The following is a 16,058-nucleotide window of genomic DNA, read 5'->3' as shown; positions in this document are numbered from 1 at the left end:
GCAGGGGGGCGCTCAGGACCGCTTCGGGGTCACCACCTGCTGGCGCAGGTCGTTCAGCAGACGGCCGCTGTCCGTCAGTGAGAGCCGGGTGAAGACGCCGGTGGTCAGGCTGCCGTGGTCGACCGAGGTGCACACCACCACCGCGTCGCCGTCCGCCCGGCCGACCGCGCAGCGCTCGTACCGGCCCCGGACACCGGTCTCCACCGCTTCGGCGTCGCCGAGCGCGTACCGCTCCCGGAGGCGGTCGATCTCGGCGTCGGCGTCCGCCTCGGGACTCAGCCGGAACCCGGTGCCGCCGAAGAGGGTCACCCGCTTGCCGTCGTTCGTAGTGTAGATCCCGGCGAAGGTGTCCTCGGCGAGCAGGTGCGCCTGGCGTACCTCGGTCTTCAGTTCCTCGGCGGTGGCCTGGCTGCGCTGGTCCTGCCGCAGCCGCAGGTCGGCCATCCGGTCCGGCAGGGTCGCGCTCGCCGGGTACTGGGCGGAGAGCGGCTGGGCCCACCAGATGGGCACGCCGCAGCAGCAGGCGACGGTGAGCAGCAGCACCCAGGGCCAGCGGCGTCGGCGGCGGACCGGGACGGCCACGTACCCCTTGGGGGGCTGGAACCCGGGCGGCGGCGCGACCGGCGGGGGCGCCGGGCGGCGGCGCTGCTTCGGCGGCCGCGGCGGCGCGGGCCGGGGTGGCGACACCGGCGCGGGCGACGGCACCGGGCGGACGGCGACGGGCGGGGGCAGCGCGGCCGGCGGGTGCACGACCGGTGGGTGTGCGGCGTGCGGGTGGGCGACCGGCGGGTGGGCGACCGGTGCGTGCGGGTGGGCGGCCGGGGTCGGGTAGGGCGGCGTCGGCGGCAGCGCGGGGAAGTCGGCCGAGTGCAGGTCCCAGCCGGTGGTGTCCACGCCCTCCCAGGGATCGACCGGGACCAGGTGCTCGGGGGAGTCCACCGGCGGCAGCGGGGTGGGCTCGGCGGACTCGCCCCAGGACCGCTTGCGCGGCGGTGGGGGCGGCACCGGCGCGGACCCGCTCCACCGGGGCGCGGGCGGCTCGACGCGCGACTCCACCCGGGTCGGGTCCGGTCGGCCCGCCACCCGGGTCGGATCCGGCTGCTCCGCCTTCCGCGTCGGCTCGGGACGATCCGTCTCCGCTGCGGGGTCGAGGCGGCCCGGGACCGCAGCCGAGCCGGCCGCGCGGTCCGGGACGGTGGCGGAACCGGCCGGGCGGATGGGGACGGCGGCCGAGCCGCGTGCCGGGGTGACCGGCGGCTCGGCGGATGCCCCTTCCTTGTCCGGCGCCGCCTCGGTGCGCTCCTCGGCGGGCTCCGGCACGGCCGTCTCCGTGCCGGCGGTCTGCCGGTCGACCGGCTGGGGCGGGACGGTCTCGGTGTCGGCGGTCTGGTGGTCGCCGGGCGTGGGGATCTCCGTGCCCGGCGTTTCGTCGTCGACCGGATCGGTCAGGGTGGGCCCGGCGGGTGCGGCACCGGCCGCCTCGTGCGGCGTGCTCGGCGAACCGCTGCCGGCGGCCTCCGCGCCGTCCGGGTCCGCGCTGTCGGTGGCCGGGGCGGTCCCGGTCGGCTCCTCGTCGGGGGTGCTGTCGTCCGCGGCCGGCGTCGTCGCCGCGTCCGGGCCGGTGGCCGGGGTGGCCGGCGGTACGGGGGCGCGGCTCGGCTCGTCGGTGCCCGGATCCCGGGCCGTGGCCTGGGTGCCCCCGTCGGCCGGCCGGTCCGTGCCCGGCTGCGGCTCCGGCATCGCGGCATCTCCTCTCGCGCCGTTGCGAGGTTAGTACCGGCGTGCCACCGCCGACGAATCCGCTCGTCGGCCCGTCACCATGCCGATCTTGGAGATTTGCCGTGCGCCGCGGACGGAACCTGCCCAAGATCCAGAAGGGTTGGCCGGTGGCCTGCTGCGGTGCGGCGTGGTGGCGGGTGGGACACCGCGTACCCTTGGGCATCATGAGTGCCCCGTCCACGACGCCGCATCCCGTCGCGGCCAATTCCGTGTGGCCCCGGCTGGAGCCGCTGCTGCCCCAGGTGACCAAGCCCATCCAGTACGTCGGTGGCGAGCTGGGTGCGGTGGTCAAGGACTGGGACGCGGCGACCGTCCGCTGGGCGCTGATGTATCCGGACGCGTACGAGGTGGGCCTGCCCAACCAGGGCGTGCAGATCCTCTACGAGGTGCTCAACGAGCTGCCCGACGTGCTCGCCGAGCGGACCTACGCGGTCTGGCCGGACCTGGAGAAGCTGATGCGCGCCCACGGCGTGCCGCAGTTCACCGTCGACGCGCACCGCTCGGTGCGCGACTTCGACGTGTTCGGCGTCTCCTTCTCCACGGAACTGGGCTACACCAACCTGCTCACCGCGATCGACCTGGCCGGCATCCCGCTGCTCGCCGCCGACCGCACCGACGCCGACCCGGTGATCGTGGCCGGCGGGCACGCCGCGTTCAACCCGGAGCCGATCGCCGACTTCGTCGACGCCGCGGTGCTCGGAGACGGCGAGGAGGCGGTACTCGAGATCACCGGGATCGTCCGGGAGTGGAAGGCCGAGGGCTGCCCGGGCGGGCGGGACGAGCTGCTGCTGCGGCTGGCCCGCACCGAGAGCGTCTACGTGCCGCGCTTCTACGACGTGGACTACCTGCCGGACGGCCGGATTCAGCGGGTCGTGCCGAACCGCCCCGACGTGCCGTTCCGGGTGCACAAGCGCACGACCATGGACCTGGACGCCTGGCCGTACCCGAAGAAGCCGCTGGTCCCGCTCGCCGAGACGGTCCACGAGCGGTACGCGGTGGAGATCTTCCGCGGCTGCACCCGGGGCTGCCGGTTCTGCCAGGCCGGCATGATCACCCGCCCGGTGCGGGAGCGCTCGATCACCACGGTCGGCCAGATGGTGCAGCAGGGGCTGGAGTTCTCCGGCTTCCACGAGGTGGGCCTGCTGTCGCTGTCGTCGGCCGACCACTCCGAGATCGGTGACATGTGCTCCGGCCTGGCCCAGCAGTACGAGGGCACCAACGTCTCGCTGTCGCTGCCGTCGACCCGGGTGGACGCGTTCAACATCGACCTGGCGCAGGAGTTGTCCCGCAACGGCCGGCGTACCGGTCTGACCTTCGCCCCCGAGGGCGGGTCGGAGCGGATCCGCAAGGTGATCAACAAGATGGTGTCGGAGGAGGACCTCATCCGCACCGTGGTCACCGCGTACACGAACGGCTGGCGGCAGGTGAAGCTCTACTTCATGTGCGGCCTGCCCACGGAGACCGACGACGACGTGCTGCAGATCGCCCGGATGGCCCACGAGGTGATCAAGGCCGGCCGGGCGGCGACCGGGTCCAAGGACATCCGCTGCACGGTCTCCATCGGCGGGTTCGTGCCGAAGCCGCACACCCCGTTCCAGTGGGCGGCCATGGAGCGGCCGGAGGTCATCGACGCCCGGCTCAAGCTGCTCAAGCAGGCGATCAACGCGGACCGCTCGCTGGGTCGGGCGATCGGCTTCCGCTACCACGACGGCGAGCCGTCGCTGATCGAGGGCCTGCTGTCCCGGGGTGACCGCCGGGTCGGCGCGGTGATCCGCAGGGTCTGGGAGAACGGCGGCCGGTTCGACGGCTGGAGCGAGCACTTCTCGTACCAGCGCTGGGTGGACGCCGCCGCCGAGGTGCTGCCGGCCTTCGGGGTGGACCTCGACTGGTACACCACCCGGGAGCGCGACGAGCTGGAGGTCCTGCCCTGGGACCACCTGGACTCGGGCCTGGACAAGGACTGGCTCTGGCAGGACTGGCAGGACGCGCTGTCCGAGTACGAGCAGGACGACTGCCGGTGGACCCCGTGCTTCGACTGCGGGGTTTGCCCGGCCATGGACACCGAGATCCAGATCGGCCCGACCGGGAAGAAGCTGCTGCCACTGACCCCGGTCAACGGCCTGAAGCTGCCCACCGGCGCCGCGCAGTAGCGCCGCCGCCGCGTCCGGAGCGCCGGGACCCCGCGAGGGGCCCGGCGCTCCGCTGTATTTTGGGGGCCGGTCGTCTCATGGGCGGCGCGGTGACGCGGGGTGGGGGTGCCTGGATTGGCGGTGACTCGATACGCTGCGTCCGACATGGACCGATCGGCGGGTCGGCAACGGGGAGGACAGCAGCATGGGTGACATCAGGCCGCCGGACACCGGCGACCTCCACGTCAGTGTCGAGGACCTGGACGCCGCGGCGGAATACGTCGAGCGCTTGAAGCAGTACGTCGACGACACCATCGGCTACGAGATGGAGCGCATCAAGGAGCGGATGAAGGGCGACAGCAACAACGCCCAGACCGTCCCGAACGGCACCCCCTTCGGCGCCTACGAGGACGCCCGCATGCAGTGGCAGCGGCTGACCACCTCGACGGCCAACATGGAGGCCCAGCTCAAGGCGATCTCCAGCAAGCTCGCCGGGCTCAAGAAGGGCACCGAGGACATCGCCAAGGCGTTCCGGGACGCCGAGGCGCGCAACGCGGCCAACGGCAAGGAGATCGAGCGGATGCTGGAGTCCGCCGCCAAGCCGCCCGCGCCCGGCGGCACGCCCACCGGCACGCCCACCTACCCGTACACGGCCTGAGGGGACGGTCATGGCAGGAGGAACCTGGGAGCAGTGCGTCCGCGAGGTGACGCTGTCGGCGGACCCGGAGACGGTCGGCTCGGTGAGCGTGGGGTGGAACAACCTCTCCACCGCGCTGGGTTACCTGCGGGACTCGCTGGTCGGGCGGTCGTTCGTCGGCCCGATCGCGGCCGGCCAGGAGCGCCCGCACACCGGCGGTCTGCCCGGCATGCTGGCCGGTTGGAAGGGCAGCGGCGGCGACGCCTATCGGGAGCACCTCGGTGACATCGGCAAGGACATCGAGGAACTGATCACCCACGCGAGTAACGTCAGCGGGGCGCTGTCCCGGATCGAGGGCGACATCCGCAAGGCGGTCGCCAGCATCCCGATCCCGCTGATGGACGACTTCGGCTGGAACGAGTGGAGCCTGCCCAACGGCACCGAGCTCGACGACGCCCGCGACGGCGAGAGCGCGTCCGGTTTCCTCGCCGCGCTGCGCAAGGACTACCAGAGCAACCCCGGCTCGTACGCCGACGGCGCGTTCCGCGACAAGGCCGACGACCTGGAAGCGACGATGAAGATCGACGGCCAGGCCAACGACCACAAGCGGGGCGGCTGGTGGGACACCAAGTCCCACCTGGACAACTGGTACAACGACAACCAGAAGGCGGCCAACACCGCGATGTCGCCGCTGCCCACGGCGGTGGAGACCGAGCGGCCCCGGCTGGTGGTACCCAGCCCCAAAGGTGGTGACCTCGACGGCTACCGCCCGGATGACCGCAAGCCGCCGTCCGGGTACCCGGGCGGTGGCGGTGGCGGAGGCGGCGGCTTCGGCGGCGGTGGTCCCTCCCTCGGCAGCACGGGCATCGGTGGCGGTGGCGGTTCCTACGGCGGCGGCCACCCGTCCATCGCGACGCCGCCCACCGGTGGCGGTTTCGGCGGCGGCCACGGCAGCGGGGGCGCCGGCTCCCTGACGCCGTCGACCGGTTCCGGCTACCCGGGCTCCGGCGCCCCCGACTACGGCAGCGGCCTGGCCGGGGCCGGCGGCCCGAACCTCGGCAGCGGGTACAACGGCCCGAGCGGCCTGGGCAACCCGGGGCTCGGCGGTGGCAGCGGCTTCAGCGGGGGAGGACCCGGCCTGGGCTCGGCCGGCGGGATCGGCGGCGGCGGCGTCGGCGCGGCCGGCGGGATGATGGGCGGCATCCCCGGCATGGTCGGTGGCGGCAACGGCAAGGTGCCGCCGATGACCAGCGCGGCCAGCGCGCTGCGCAACGCGGCCGGCGCCGGTGGCGCGGGCGGACTGCGCGGCGGCGCCGGGATGATGGGCGGCGGCATGATGGGCGGCCACGGCGCCGGCGGGCACGGCAGCGGGGCCACGGAGCACTCGTCGTGGTTGACTGAGGACGACGATCCGTGGGGCACCGGTGACGCGGCGTCCCCGGGCATCCTGCGATGAGGACGGACGGATGAGGTTGAACGTCGGCGCACTCCGCCCGGTCACGGCCGGCCTGCTGGCCGGGCTGCTGCTGGTGGCGGCGGCCGCCCAACCGGCGTCCGCCGTGCCGCGCCGGGCCGAGCAGTGGTATCTGGACGAACTGCGGATCGACCAGGTGCACAAGGTCTCCACCGGGCGCGGCGTGATCGTCGGTCTGGTGGACTCCGGCGTCGACGCAACCCACCCGGACATCGCGGGCCGGGTGCTTCCGGGTGGGCGCAGCTACGGCGCCTCCGGCGACGGGCGCTCCGACGCGGCCGGCCACGGCACCCACATGGCCGGCATCATCGCGGCGACGAACGCCAGCCGCGACGGGGTGATCGGCATCGCGCCGGACGCGAAGATCCTGCCGATCAAGACGAAGCGGGCCAAGGAGGCGTACACCGAAGCCGCGTCGGCCCAGGGCATCCGGATGGCGGTCGACGGCGGCGCCAAGGTGATCAACCTGTCCTACGGCGCCCAGGGCGGGGCCAGCGCGGAGGAGGAGAGCGCGGTCAAGTACGCCCTGGAGAAGGACGTGGTGGTGGTCGCCGCGGCGGGCAACACCGCCCGCGGCGACGTCGACGTGTCCACCCCCGCCAAAATCCGGGGGGTGATCGCGGTGACCGGCACCACCCGGGGCGGGGGCTTCTGGTCGGGATCGGTGCAGGGACCGGAGGCGGTCGTCTCGGCCCCCGGCGACAGCATCTACAACATCGGCCCCGAGCACGGCTACGGCTGGGGTGACGGCACCTCCGACGCCAGCGCGATCGTTTCCGGCCTCGCGGCGCTGATCCGGTCGAAGTACCCGGACCTGGACGCGCCGAACGTGATCAACCGGATCATCAGGACCGCCCGGGACGCCGGCCCGCCCGGCCGCGACCCGCAGTACGGCTTCGGCCGCATCGACGCGGTTGCCGCGCTGACCGCGGACGTGCCGGCCGTCTCCGCGAACCCGCTGCTCGAGCCGGCCGCCGCGGCCAGCCAGCCGCCTGGTCAGGCGGCCGAGGACGACAACTTCGACGTGACCAAGTACGGCGACCGGGGCGGCCCCACCGACCAGCAGGTGATGGTGATCGGCATCGGCATCGCCGTGGTGCTGGTGGTCCTGCTGGCGCTGGCGATCTTCCTGATCTGGAACCGTCGCCGGTACCGGCGCGACGCGGCCCGCGCCGCCGCCGTCCCGGATGACCTGCTCGACGGGGTCCCGCCCGGCGGCGGATACGCCCCGCCCGTTCCGGCCGGCTACCACCCGCCGGGCGCGCCGCCCGCTCCGGGCTACCCGGCGCCGGGTGGCACGCCCGCCCCGGGTGGCTACGCCCCGCCCCCCGGCCACGTCCCGCCACCGGGACCGCCGGGGACGTACCCGCCGCCCGGGGGCGGCAACCGGTCCTGATCGCCGCCGTCGGCGCGCCGGTCCTCGTCGTCGTGGCCGGCCGGGTGACCTGCGCGTCACCGGCCGGCCACCGGCGTCTCCGGCCTGGGCGGTAAGGGGTCGCCTGACCGGTTCGGACCGGCTTTCCGGACTCCTCCGGCCGCCCCGGCTGTGTACCGTCTCCGGCACTGCGCCAGGATGGGACGGACACGCAGGCAGCACCCGAGGAGTTCACGATCGCCAGAAAGCCTCAACCCGAGGGCGGCCAGGCGCCGGTCGTCCAGCGGGTCCGGATCCGGTATGCCAAGCGCGGGCCGCTGCGGTTCACCTCGCACCGGGACTTCGCCCGGGCCTTCGAGCGGGCGCTGCGCCGGGCCGGCGTACCGATCGCCTTCTCCCAGGGCTTCACCCCGCACCCGAAGATCTCCTACGCCTCCGCCGCGCCGACCGGCGTCGCCAGCGAGGCCGAGTACCTGGAGATCGGCCTGCGCGAGCCGGTCGACCCGGAGCAGCTGCGGATCGCCCTGGACGCCGCGCTCTCGCCCGGGCTCGACGTGCTCGACGCCGTGGAGGCCGCCGGCGGCAGCCTGCCCGACCGGATCGAGGCGTCGCACTGGCGGATCGAGCTGCCCGAGGTCGACCCGGCCGGGTTGGAGCGGGCGGTGGCGGCCTTCACCGCCGCCGGGGAGATCCAGGTCGAGCGGATGACCAAGCAGGGCCGGCGGACCTTCGACGCGCGGGCGGCCGTCATCAGCATCGATGTGCTGCCCCCGTCCGAGACGCCTTCCGGGGCGATGGCCGTACCGTGTGCGATACTCGAAGTGGTCGTACGGCAGGTCACCCCGTCCGTACGGCCCGATGACGTCCTTTCCGGCCTCCGCGTGGTGGCCGACCTGGAGCCGCCGGTCTCGCCGAGGGTGATCCGGCTGGCACAGGGCACGCTGACCGCGCAGGGCGAGATCGTCGATCCGTTGGATGCGGATCGCGACGGGGCAGCCATCGGAGAGCGCTGACCGACGGTCAGCGCTCTGGCAGGCAGACTTCGGCGGTCGCGCACCTGCGCCCGGCGGAAACACCTTTTGCGGCGACCCTGCGTGGCAGCGCTCACCCGCGCCCGGGGCAGCCAGAACTGGAGAACGTCCATGCTCGAGAACGAGCCCGAGGGCGGCGAACGGACCGGTTCGGAACCGGCCGAGGCAACCGCCAACAGCACCGACAGCACTCCCGAGGCCAAGCCGGCGCGCAAGCGGACCAGCCGGCGCAAGGCCGCCCCGCTCAACCAGCCGGAGCAGACCGACGCGCCCGCCGAGGCGCCCACCAGTGCCGGCACCACCAGCGGGGAGGCCCCGCAGGCCGAGGTCTTCGCCCCGGTCGCCGGGGAACAGGACACCGCGCCCAAGACCACCCGGCGGCGCCGCAAGGCGACCAGCGCGAAGGCGGTCGAGGAGCCGACGGTCGCCACCGGCGTGGAGGGGACCTCCGACGAGGTCGTCCCGCCGGTCAAGGTGACCCGTAGCCGCCGGCGGAAGGCCACCCCGCCGCCCGCCGAGACGATCGAGGAGTCGGCCACCGAGGCGCCCGCCGAGGCAGCAGCCGCCGCCGAGGCCGCCGCCGCGGAGCCCGAGGCCGCGGCCGAGCCGCAGGCGGAGGAGGGTGGCGAGCAGGCCGAGCCCTCCGCCGCCGCCACGCCGGCCGAGGAGGAGATCGCGGAGGAGACCGAAGAGGAGACCACGACCCGGGAGCGGGCCGGCGCGCCCACCCCGACCGTCGAGGGCGTGGCCGAGGTGCCGCCGGCCACCGAGGCGACCCTGGCCCGCGCCGGCGGCCCGGAGGACCGGACCGGCGAGATCGCGCCGGGCGCCGCCGTACCGGGGCCTGCCGAGGAACCCGTCGAGGAGCCGGCACCGACCACCCGTCGCCGCCGGGCCGCGCTGTCCGCGCCGACCGTCCTGTTCATGGCGCCGCAGCCCGAGGAGGCACCGGTCGTCCGGCCGCCCGCGCCGGCCGTCGAGGAGCCGGCCGAGGAGCCGGTGGAGACCGGCCGGCGTCGCCGGCGGGGCCGCCGCGAGGCGGAGCCGGTCGAGGTCGAGGCGGAGGCCGAGGAGGAGCCGACCGCCGAGGCCGAGGAACCCGCCGAGGCGGAGGAGGACGAGGAGGAGACGGCCGCCGGCCGTCGCCGCCGCCGTCGAGGCCGCCGCGGCCGGGGCCGGGGCAAGGGCGGCGTGGAGGACCTCGAGGAGGACGAGGCCGAGGAGGCGGTCCACGCCGAGAGCGCCGAGGCCGAGGCGGACGAAGCCGAGGAGGAGGAGGCCGAGGGCGACGGGATGACCCGGCGCCGGCGCCGCCGGCGCCGCCGGGGCGCGGGTGACGTCGAGGTCGCCGCCGAGGACGGCGTCCCCACGGTCGTCAAGATCCGCGAGCCGCGCCGGCCCGTCGACGAGGTGCAGGGCGTCTCCGGCTCGACCCGGCTGGAGGCCAAGCGGCAGCGCCGCCGGGACGGCCGGGAGCAGCGGCGTACCCGGCCGCCGATCCTCAGCGAGTCGGAGTTCCTGGCCCGCCGGGAGGCGGTCGACCGGGTGATGGCGGTGCGCCAGCGCGGCGACCGGACCCAGATCGCCGTCCTCGAGGACGGCGTGCTGGTCGAGCACTACGTCACCCGCAACTCCTCCGGCACCATGGCCGGAAACGTCTACCTGGGCAAGGTGCAGAACGTCCTGCCCAGCATGGAGGCGGCCTTCGTCGACATCGGGCGGGGCCGCAACGCCGTGCTGTACGCCGGCGAGGTCAACTGGGACACCACCGGCCTGGAGGGCCGGGCCCGCTCGATCGAGCAGGCGCTCAAGTCCGGCGACTCGGTGCTGGTGCAGGTCACCAAGGACCCGATCGGGCACAAGGGCGCCCGGCTGACCAGCCACATCGCGCTCTCCGGCCGGCACCTGGTGTATGTGCCCAACGGCAACGCCTCGGGCATCAGCCGGAAGCTGCCGGACACCGAGCGCAAGCGGCTGCGGGACATCCTCAAGAAGCTGGTGCCGGACGGCGCCGGGGTGATTGTGCGGACCGCCGCCGAGGGCGCCAGCGAGGACGAACTGGCCCGCGACGTCAAGCGGCTCCAGGCGCAGTGGGAGGACATCCAGGCCAAGGCGGCCGAGGGCGGTGCCCCGGTGCTGCTCTACGAGGAGCCGGACCTGGTCATCCGGGTGGTCCGGGACCTGTTCAACGAGGACTTCCGCGAGCTGGTCATCGAGGGTGAGCAGTCGTACGACATGGTCGAGTCGTACCTGTCGCACGTCTCGCCGGACCTGGTCGCCCGGCTGCGCCGGCACGCCGGCACCACCGACGTCTTCGCCGAGTACCGGATCGACGAGCAGATCCTCAAGGGGCTGGACCGCAAGGTCTTCCTCCCCTCCGGCGGGTCGCTGGTGATCGACCGGACCGAGGCGATGACCGTCATCGACGTCAACACCGGCAAGTACACCGGCTCTGGGGGCAACCTGGAGGAGACGGTCACCCGCAACAACCTGGAGGCGGCCGAGGAGATCGTGCGTCAGCTGCGGCTGCGTGACCTCGGCGGCATCGTGGTCATCGACTTCATCGACATGGTCCTGGAGTCGAACCGGGAGCTGGTGCTGCGCCGGCTCACCGAGTGCCTGGGCCGGGACCGGACCAAGCACCAGGTCACCGAGATCACCTCGCTGGGTCTGGTGCAGATGACCCGCAAGCGGATCGGCGCCGGCCTGCTGGAGGCGTTCAGCGAGACCTGCGAGTGCTGCAAGGGCCGCGGCGTGATCATCCACACCGAGCCGGTGCCGGAGAAGCCGCGCGGCGGCGCGGGGGAGAAGGTCAAGGCGGTCGCCTCGGCCGTCACCACCCCGGCCACCGAGGAGAAGGGCGGGCCGTCCCGGCGCCGGGGCCGCAAGGCCGCACCGGAGAAGACCGTCGCCGAGGTGACCGACGCCCAGGCGGACGCCGACTACCACGACACGATGGGCTACGACCTGTCCCGGTACGAGACCGAGACGCCGGCCGCCCCGGCCGTGGCGGACAGCCAGGAGGGCGATTCGGCCCGGCTGGCCGCGCCGGACGACCCGGACGCGCTCGGCGAGGGCGAGGAGGAGAGCCCCGAGACCGGCCTCGGCCGGCGGCGCTCCCGGCGGGGCGGTGCGCGGCGGCGTACCCGGCCGTGAGGCGCTGACCAACGTGGCGTTTGACGGGCCCCTTCTCCGGCGACAGAGTCCGGGGGAGGGGCCCCGTCGTGTCCGTCGGCCCCGTCGAGACGGCGCGCCTCGGGCGGGAAGTGACCCCCACCGGCACCGGCGACGCGCAGTTCCGCGGGTTGACCGGTGGCCCGGTTTGGGTGGCGGGCCTGGTATGGCGTACGCTTGCCTGCGGCGCACTTTGGTGTGCCGAGTTCCCGCGTGCCCGCGCCGCCGGTGTCACAGCTACCCGGCGAGTCGCCGTGGGAACGACCGCCAGCAGCCTCAACGACAGGGAGTCCGCCTCCGATGTACGCGATCGTCAAGACCGGCGGCAAGCAGTACAAGGTCGCCGAGGGCGACGTGATCGAGGTCGAGAAGCTCGCCGGTGTCCCCGGCGACGCGGTGAAGCTCACCGCGGTGCTCCTCGTCGACGGTGACGACCTGGTGACCGACGCGGCGCAGCTTGCCAAGGTCGCGGTGTCCGGCGAGATCGCCGCGCACACCAAGGGCCCGAAGATCCGGATCCACAAGTTCAAGAACAAGACCGGCTACCACAAGCGCCAGGGTCACCGCCAGCCGCTGACCCAGGTCAAGGTGACCGGCATCTCCAGCGGGAAGTAGGTCGTCCTCCAATGGCTCACAAAAAGGGTGCGTCCAGCTCGCGTAACGGTCGCGACTCCGCGGCCCAGCGGCTCGGCGTGAAGCGCTTCGGTGGTCAGGTCGTCAACGCCGGCGAGATCATCATCCGCCAGCGGGGCACCAAGTTCCACCCCGGTGACCTGGTCGGCCGCGGTGGCGACGACACGCTGTTCGCGCTGGCCGCCGGTGCGGTCCAGTTCGGCATCAAGCGCGGTCGCAAGACCGTCAGCATCGTGCCGCAGCAGTAGTTCGCAGGCGTTGCGGGCCGTGGACCTCGGGTCCCGGCCCGCTTCGCTTTTTCAGGTGCGGGGTGGGCCCCGCTGGAAGGATTGGCGTCGTGACGACGTTCGTTGACCGGGTCGTCCTGCATCTGCAGGCCGGCGACGGCGGGCACGGCTGTGTCTCGATCCACCGGGAGAAGTTCAAGCCCTTCGGTGGCCCGGACGGCGGCAACGGCGGGCACGGCGGCAGCGTGTCGCTGGTCGTCGACCCGCAGGTGACCACGCTGCTCGACTTCCACTTCCGGCCGCACCAGAAGGCCGAGAACGGCAAGGGCGGGGCCGGCTCGAACCGGGACGGCGCCAACGGCCGGGACCTGGTGATCAAGGTGCCGAACGGCACCGTGGTGCAGACCCCGGACGGCGAGGTGCTGGCCGACCTGGTCGGCGTGGGGACCACCTTCGAGGCGGCCCGGGGCGGCCGGGGTGGCCGGGGCAACGCCTCGCTGGCCAACGCCCGGCGCAAGGCCCCCGGTTTCGCCGAGCTGGGTGAGCCCGGCGACCGGCTGGACGTGGTGCTGGAGCTGAAGAGCGTCGCCGACGTCGGCCTGGTCGGCTTCCCGTCCGCCGGCAAGTCCTCGCTTATCTCGGTGATCTCCGCCGCCAAGCCGAAGATCGCCGACTACCCGTTCACCACCCTGGTGCCCAACCTGGGCGTGGTTCGGGTGGACAACCACACCTTCACCGTCGCCGACGTGCCGGGCCTGATCCCCGGGGCGGCCACCGGCAAGGGGTTGGGTCTGGAGTTCCTCCGCCACGTCGAGCGCTGCGCCGTGCTGGTGCACGTGGTCGACACCGCGACGCTGGAGCCCGGCCGGGACCCCCTCGCGGACATCGACACCATCGAGGCCGAGCTGACCGAGTACGGCGGGCTCGCCGACCGGCCCCGACTCGTCGCGCTCAACAAGGTCGACGTGCCGGACGGGCGGGACCTCGCCGAGATCGTCCGGCCCGACCTGGAGGCACGCGGTTTCCGGGTGTTCGAGATCTCCAGCGCCACCCGGGAGGGGCTCAAGGAGCTCACGTACGCGATGGCCGAGCTGGTCGAGCAGGCCCGCAGCGCGGCGCCGCCGGCCGAGCCCACCCGGATCGTGATCCGCCCGAAGGCGGTCGACGACGCCGGCTTCACCATCGAGGCGGAGGAGGACGGCTCGTTCACCGTCCGGGGCAACCGGCCGGAGCGCTGGGTCAAGCAGACCAACTTCGACAACGACGAGGCGGTGGGCTACCTGGCCGACCGGCTGGCCCGGCTGGGCGTCGAGGAGAAGCTGGCCAAGGCCGGCGCCCAGGCCGGCGACCTGGTCCGCATCGGCGAGCGGGAGTTCGACTGGCAGCCCACCCTCTACGCCGGGGTGGACTTCACCCCGAGCGTCCGTGGTGCCGACATCCGGCTGGAGGAGAAGCCGACCCGCGTGTCGGCCGCCGAGCGGCTGGCCGCCCGTAAGGCGCGGCGGCAGCGGCCCGCCGACGAGATCGAGGCGGCGGCGCAGGACGCGGACGACGACGAGGACTGGGCGTAACGAGTGGTCCCTTTCCGTCCGTGATCGGGTCGTTGGCCGGAAACCTCCGCGAAAACCGGCCGACCTACCGTGCGGGGGTGCTGATCGAATCCCGCCCCGCCACGGACCCCGAGCTCGCCGCCCTGGTCACCGCGCAGCAGCGCGAGCTGCGCGAGGCCGACGGCGGCCTGGACGGCCAGGCGACCGCCACCCGCGACGACGGGTGCTACCTGGTCGTGGTCGACGGCGGGCGGGCGATCGCCTGCGGTGGGATCCAGGCCCTGGACGCCGGGACCGGCGAGCTGAAGCGGATGTACGTGCGGCCCGCGTACCGGGGGCGGGGCATCGCCCGGCAGCTCCTGGCCGCCCTAGAGGAGTTGGCCTTCCGGCAGGGGCACACCACGCTGTGCCTGAAGACCGGCACGTACCTCCCGGCCGCCATCGGCCTCTACCGGTCCTGCGGCTACCAGCCCATCCCGGTGTACGGGGAGCACGGCCACCACCCGTACCGCGTCTGCTTCGCCAAGCGCCTGCCGGTGGCCGTCTGACGGCGGCCCGGCCCGGACGGCGGCGCCCGGCCCAGACGGCGGCGGCCGGCCCAGACGGCGGCGGGGCGCCGGCCGCGCTCAGGCGCCGGTCTCGGCGTGCGCGGCGGTGACCGGCTTCGACTCGGGGCTGGCGTGCTGGCGCAGCACGATGCTCAGCAGGATCAGCACGCCCACGGCGAGGAACTCGCTCTGCCAGTTCTGCATGGACTGGAACCAGAAGTCGCTGGTGCCGAGGAACTGCCAGGCGCTGATCGGGGCGGCCCCGCTCTGCAACGCCTGCTCCTCGTTGTACTCGACCACGCCGCCGAGCAGGTGGCCGAAGAACGAGCCGGCGAAGATCAGCAGCAGGGCCAGAGACAGGCTGTTGCGGTAGATCACCAGCGGGAGGCCGCCGACCCGCACCGGCCAGGGCGAGTCGGGCGTGGCCCGGCGCGCGTCGTCCTCGGGGCGGTCGCCCTGGTCCTCCGGCTTCGACTCGGCCGACCCCTTCTGCACCAGGTACGCGGTGAGCAGCACGTACCCGCCCATCTGGAGGAACTCCGACTCCCAGTTCTCGAAGACCGCCTCGGCGAAGTGCCCGCTGCCCAGGTACGCCCACCAACTCAGCGGGGCAGCGCCGTACTGGGCCAGCTCCTCGTTGTGGGTCTGCCAGCCGAACACGCTCTGCAACAGCAGGAAGATCAGAAACGCGCTGAGCATGGCGACCGTGAGCGCGTTCTCCCGCAACCACCGCGGCATGGCGGACCTCCTCGTCCCGGATCACTCTGGGTGGCGGTCCTCCTGCCCCGGGCGATGATCGCGCAAACCCCGCCCGCGGTGTGTCGCGCCGTCCCGATCGGGTGACAGCGCAGGTCAGGGCCGGTCGAACGGGGTGTCCAGCCGGCCGCCGGTGCCCGCGCGGGGGGACAGCAGCAGCCCCAGGAGCAGCATGCCGAAGCCGAGGAAGAGGTGCAGCCAGTTGTCGGCGTCGTTGAACGGCACGAAGTTCGCGTCGCTCTCCCGGTCGACGCCGAAGCCGTACAGCCAGATCACCAGGTAGACCGCGCCGCCACCGGCGAGGAACAGCCGCGCCCCGCCGACCCTGCGGGCCAGCACCAGCCCGACCAGGCCGAAGACCAGATGGATCAGGTTGTGCAGGATCGACACCTGGAACAGGTTGAACAGCTTCGCCCGGGAGTGGTGGCCGGCGAAGGCCAGGTCGCCGGAGTGCCAGGTGACGCCGGGGATGAAGCCGAGCACGCCGATCAGCACGAAGACGGCGGCCACCAGGAGGGCGACCTGCTGGATCGCGGGCCGGTGCCCGGCCGGGGCCCGTTCGCGCACGTCACGTGCCATCGCTGTCACCTCCGTTGCTCCAACCGCCGCCCGGGCGGGGCAGACCCTCCATTGTGAGATCGGGGCGGGGCGGCTCCGCAGAGAAATGACGAATCAGGCATGGACCGGGCAACGGCGGTGGAAGCCGCGAGCCGTCGCGTGCGCGGAGGTGCGCCTGTGCCGTTTC

Annotated in this window: 13 protein-coding genes; 10 read left to right on the top strand and 3 right to left on the bottom strand. The window is 73.6% G+C overall.

Annotation, left to right across the window (positions count from 1 at the left end):
- Window positions 1-12 precede the first annotated feature (12 nt).
- Window positions 13-1,740 (bottom strand): hypothetical protein, encoded by a 1,728-nt coding sequence (locus FXF52_RS43045; protein ID WP_148797368.1) that lies wholly within the window; start codon window positions 1,738-1,740, stop codon window positions 13-15.
- Between the two features lie 203 nt (window positions 1,741-1,943).
- Here FXF52_RS43045 and FXF52_RS14300 point away from each other — a divergent pair, with 203 nt between their 5' ends.
- The 10 genes from FXF52_RS14300 to FXF52_RS14255 all read left to right on the top strand — a co-directional run bounded on the left by FXF52_RS14300 (window position 1,944) and on the right by FXF52_RS14255 (window position 14,557).
- On the top strand, window positions 1,944-3,929 hold the full coding sequence (locus FXF52_RS14300; protein ID WP_148797367.1) for a TIGR03960 family B12-binding radical SAM protein: 1,986 nt from the start codon (window positions 1,944-1,946) through the stop codon (window positions 3,927-3,929).
- Between the two features lie 184 nt (window positions 3,930-4,113).
- Window positions 4,114-4,566: a hypothetical protein gene (locus FXF52_RS14295; protein WP_148797366.1), complete on the top strand. Its 453-nt coding sequence runs from the start codon at window positions 4,114-4,116 to the stop codon at window positions 4,564-4,566.
- A gap of 10 nt (window positions 4,567-4,576) precedes the next feature.
- Window positions 4,577-6,001 (top strand): hypothetical protein, encoded by a 1,425-nt coding sequence (locus tag FXF52_RS14290; protein ID WP_148797365.1) that lies wholly within the window; start codon window positions 4,577-4,579, stop codon window positions 5,999-6,001.
- A gap of 10 nt (window positions 6,002-6,011) precedes the next feature.
- On the top strand, window positions 6,012-7,415 hold the full coding sequence (mycP, locus tag FXF52_RS14285) for a type VII secretion-associated serine protease mycosin (RefSeq protein WP_148797364.1): 1,404 nt from the start codon (window positions 6,012-6,014) through the stop codon (window positions 7,413-7,415).
- 272 nt (window positions 7,416-7,687) lie between these two features.
- Complete coding sequence (locus tag FXF52_RS14280; RefSeq protein ID WP_148797363.1) at window positions 7,688-8,407, top strand: TIGR03936 family radical SAM-associated protein; 720 nt, start codon at window positions 7,688-7,690, stop codon at window positions 8,405-8,407.
- Window positions 8,408-8,536: 129 nt separating this feature from the next.
- A complete protein-coding gene (locus FXF52_RS14275; protein WP_148797362.1) occupies window positions 8,537-11,581 on the top strand; it encodes an Rne/Rng family ribonuclease in 3,045 nt (1,014 codons plus the stop codon).
- A gap of 318 nt (window positions 11,582-11,899) precedes the next feature.
- Complete coding sequence (gene rplU / locus FXF52_RS14270; protein ID WP_073838296.1) at window positions 11,900-12,214, top strand: 50S ribosomal protein L21; 315 nt, start codon at window positions 11,900-11,902, stop codon at window positions 12,212-12,214.
- Window positions 12,215-12,225: 11 nt separating this feature from the next.
- A complete protein-coding gene (rpmA, locus tag FXF52_RS14265) occupies window positions 12,226-12,480 on the top strand; it encodes a 50S ribosomal protein L27 (protein ID WP_148797361.1) in 255 nt (84 codons plus the stop codon).
- Between the two features lie 89 nt (window positions 12,481-12,569).
- On the top strand, window positions 12,570-14,030 hold the full coding sequence (gene obgE / locus FXF52_RS14260) for a GTPase ObgE (RefSeq protein WP_148797360.1): 1,461 nt from the start codon (window positions 12,570-12,572) through the stop codon (window positions 14,028-14,030).
- A 77-nt stretch (window positions 14,031-14,107) separates the two neighbouring features.
- Complete coding sequence (locus tag FXF52_RS14255) at window positions 14,108-14,557, top strand: GNAT family N-acetyltransferase (RefSeq protein WP_148797359.1); 450 nt, start codon at window positions 14,108-14,110, stop codon at window positions 14,555-14,557.
- 78 nt (window positions 14,558-14,635) lie between these two features.
- Here FXF52_RS14255 and FXF52_RS14250 read toward each other — a convergent pair whose 3' ends face one another.
- Together FXF52_RS14250 and FXF52_RS14245 are read right to left on the bottom strand one after the other, a co-directional pair.
- Window positions 14,636-15,295 (bottom strand): DUF6766 family protein, encoded by a 660-nt coding sequence (locus FXF52_RS14250; RefSeq protein WP_148797358.1) that lies wholly within the window; start codon window positions 15,293-15,295, stop codon window positions 14,636-14,638.
- A gap of 114 nt (window positions 15,296-15,409) precedes the next feature.
- Window positions 15,410-15,892 carry a DUF4383 domain-containing protein gene (locus tag FXF52_RS14245; RefSeq protein ID WP_148797357.1) on the bottom strand — a complete coding sequence of 161 codons (483 nt, stop codon included), beginning with the start codon at window positions 15,890-15,892 and terminating at the stop codon, window positions 15,410-15,412.
- Window positions 15,893-16,058 lie beyond the last annotated feature (166 nt).

The organism is Micromonospora sp. MP36 (genome assembly GCF_008119785.1).
Lineage (GTDB): Bacteria > Actinomycetota > Actinomycetes > Mycobacteriales > Micromonosporaceae > Micromonospora.
This window is presented reverse-complemented; position numbering and strand designations above follow the sequence as displayed.

Bases quoted from the DNA above. Each gene is read 5' to 3' on its own strand.
- FXF52_RS14295 (WP_148797366.1), top strand. From the start codon at position 4,114: ATGGGTGACATCAGGCCGCCGGACACCGGCGACCTCCACGTCAGTGTC.
- FXF52_RS43045 (WP_148797368.1), bottom strand. From the start codon at position 1,740: ATGCCGGAGCCGCAGCCGGGCACGGACCGGCCGGCCGACGGGGGCACC.
- rplU (WP_073838296.1), top strand. From the start codon at position 11,900: ATGTACGCGATCGTCAAGACCGGCGGCAAGCAGTACAAGGTCGCCGAG.
- FXF52_RS14275 (WP_148797362.1), top strand. From the start codon at position 8,537: ATGCTCGAGAACGAGCCCGAGGGCGGCGAACGGACCGGTTCGGAACCG.
- FXF52_RS14290 (WP_148797365.1), top strand. From the start codon at position 4,577: ATGGCAGGAGGAACCTGGGAGCAGTGCGTCCGCGAGGTGACGCTGTCG.
- FXF52_RS14250 (WP_148797358.1), bottom strand. From the start codon at position 15,295: ATGCCGCGGTGGTTGCGGGAGAACGCGCTCACGGTCGCCATGCTCAGC.
- rpmA (WP_148797361.1), top strand. From the start codon at position 12,226: ATGGCTCACAAAAAGGGTGCGTCCAGCTCGCGTAACGGTCGCGACTCC.
- FXF52_RS14245 (WP_148797357.1), bottom strand. From the start codon at position 15,892: ATGGCACGTGACGTGCGCGAACGGGCCCCGGCCGGGCACCGGCCCGCG.
- mycP (WP_148797364.1), top strand. From the start codon at position 6,012: ATGAGGTTGAACGTCGGCGCACTCCGCCCGGTCACGGCCGGCCTGCTG.
- FXF52_RS14300 (WP_148797367.1), top strand. From the start codon at position 1,944: ATGAGTGCCCCGTCCACGACGCCGCATCCCGTCGCGGCCAATTCCGTG.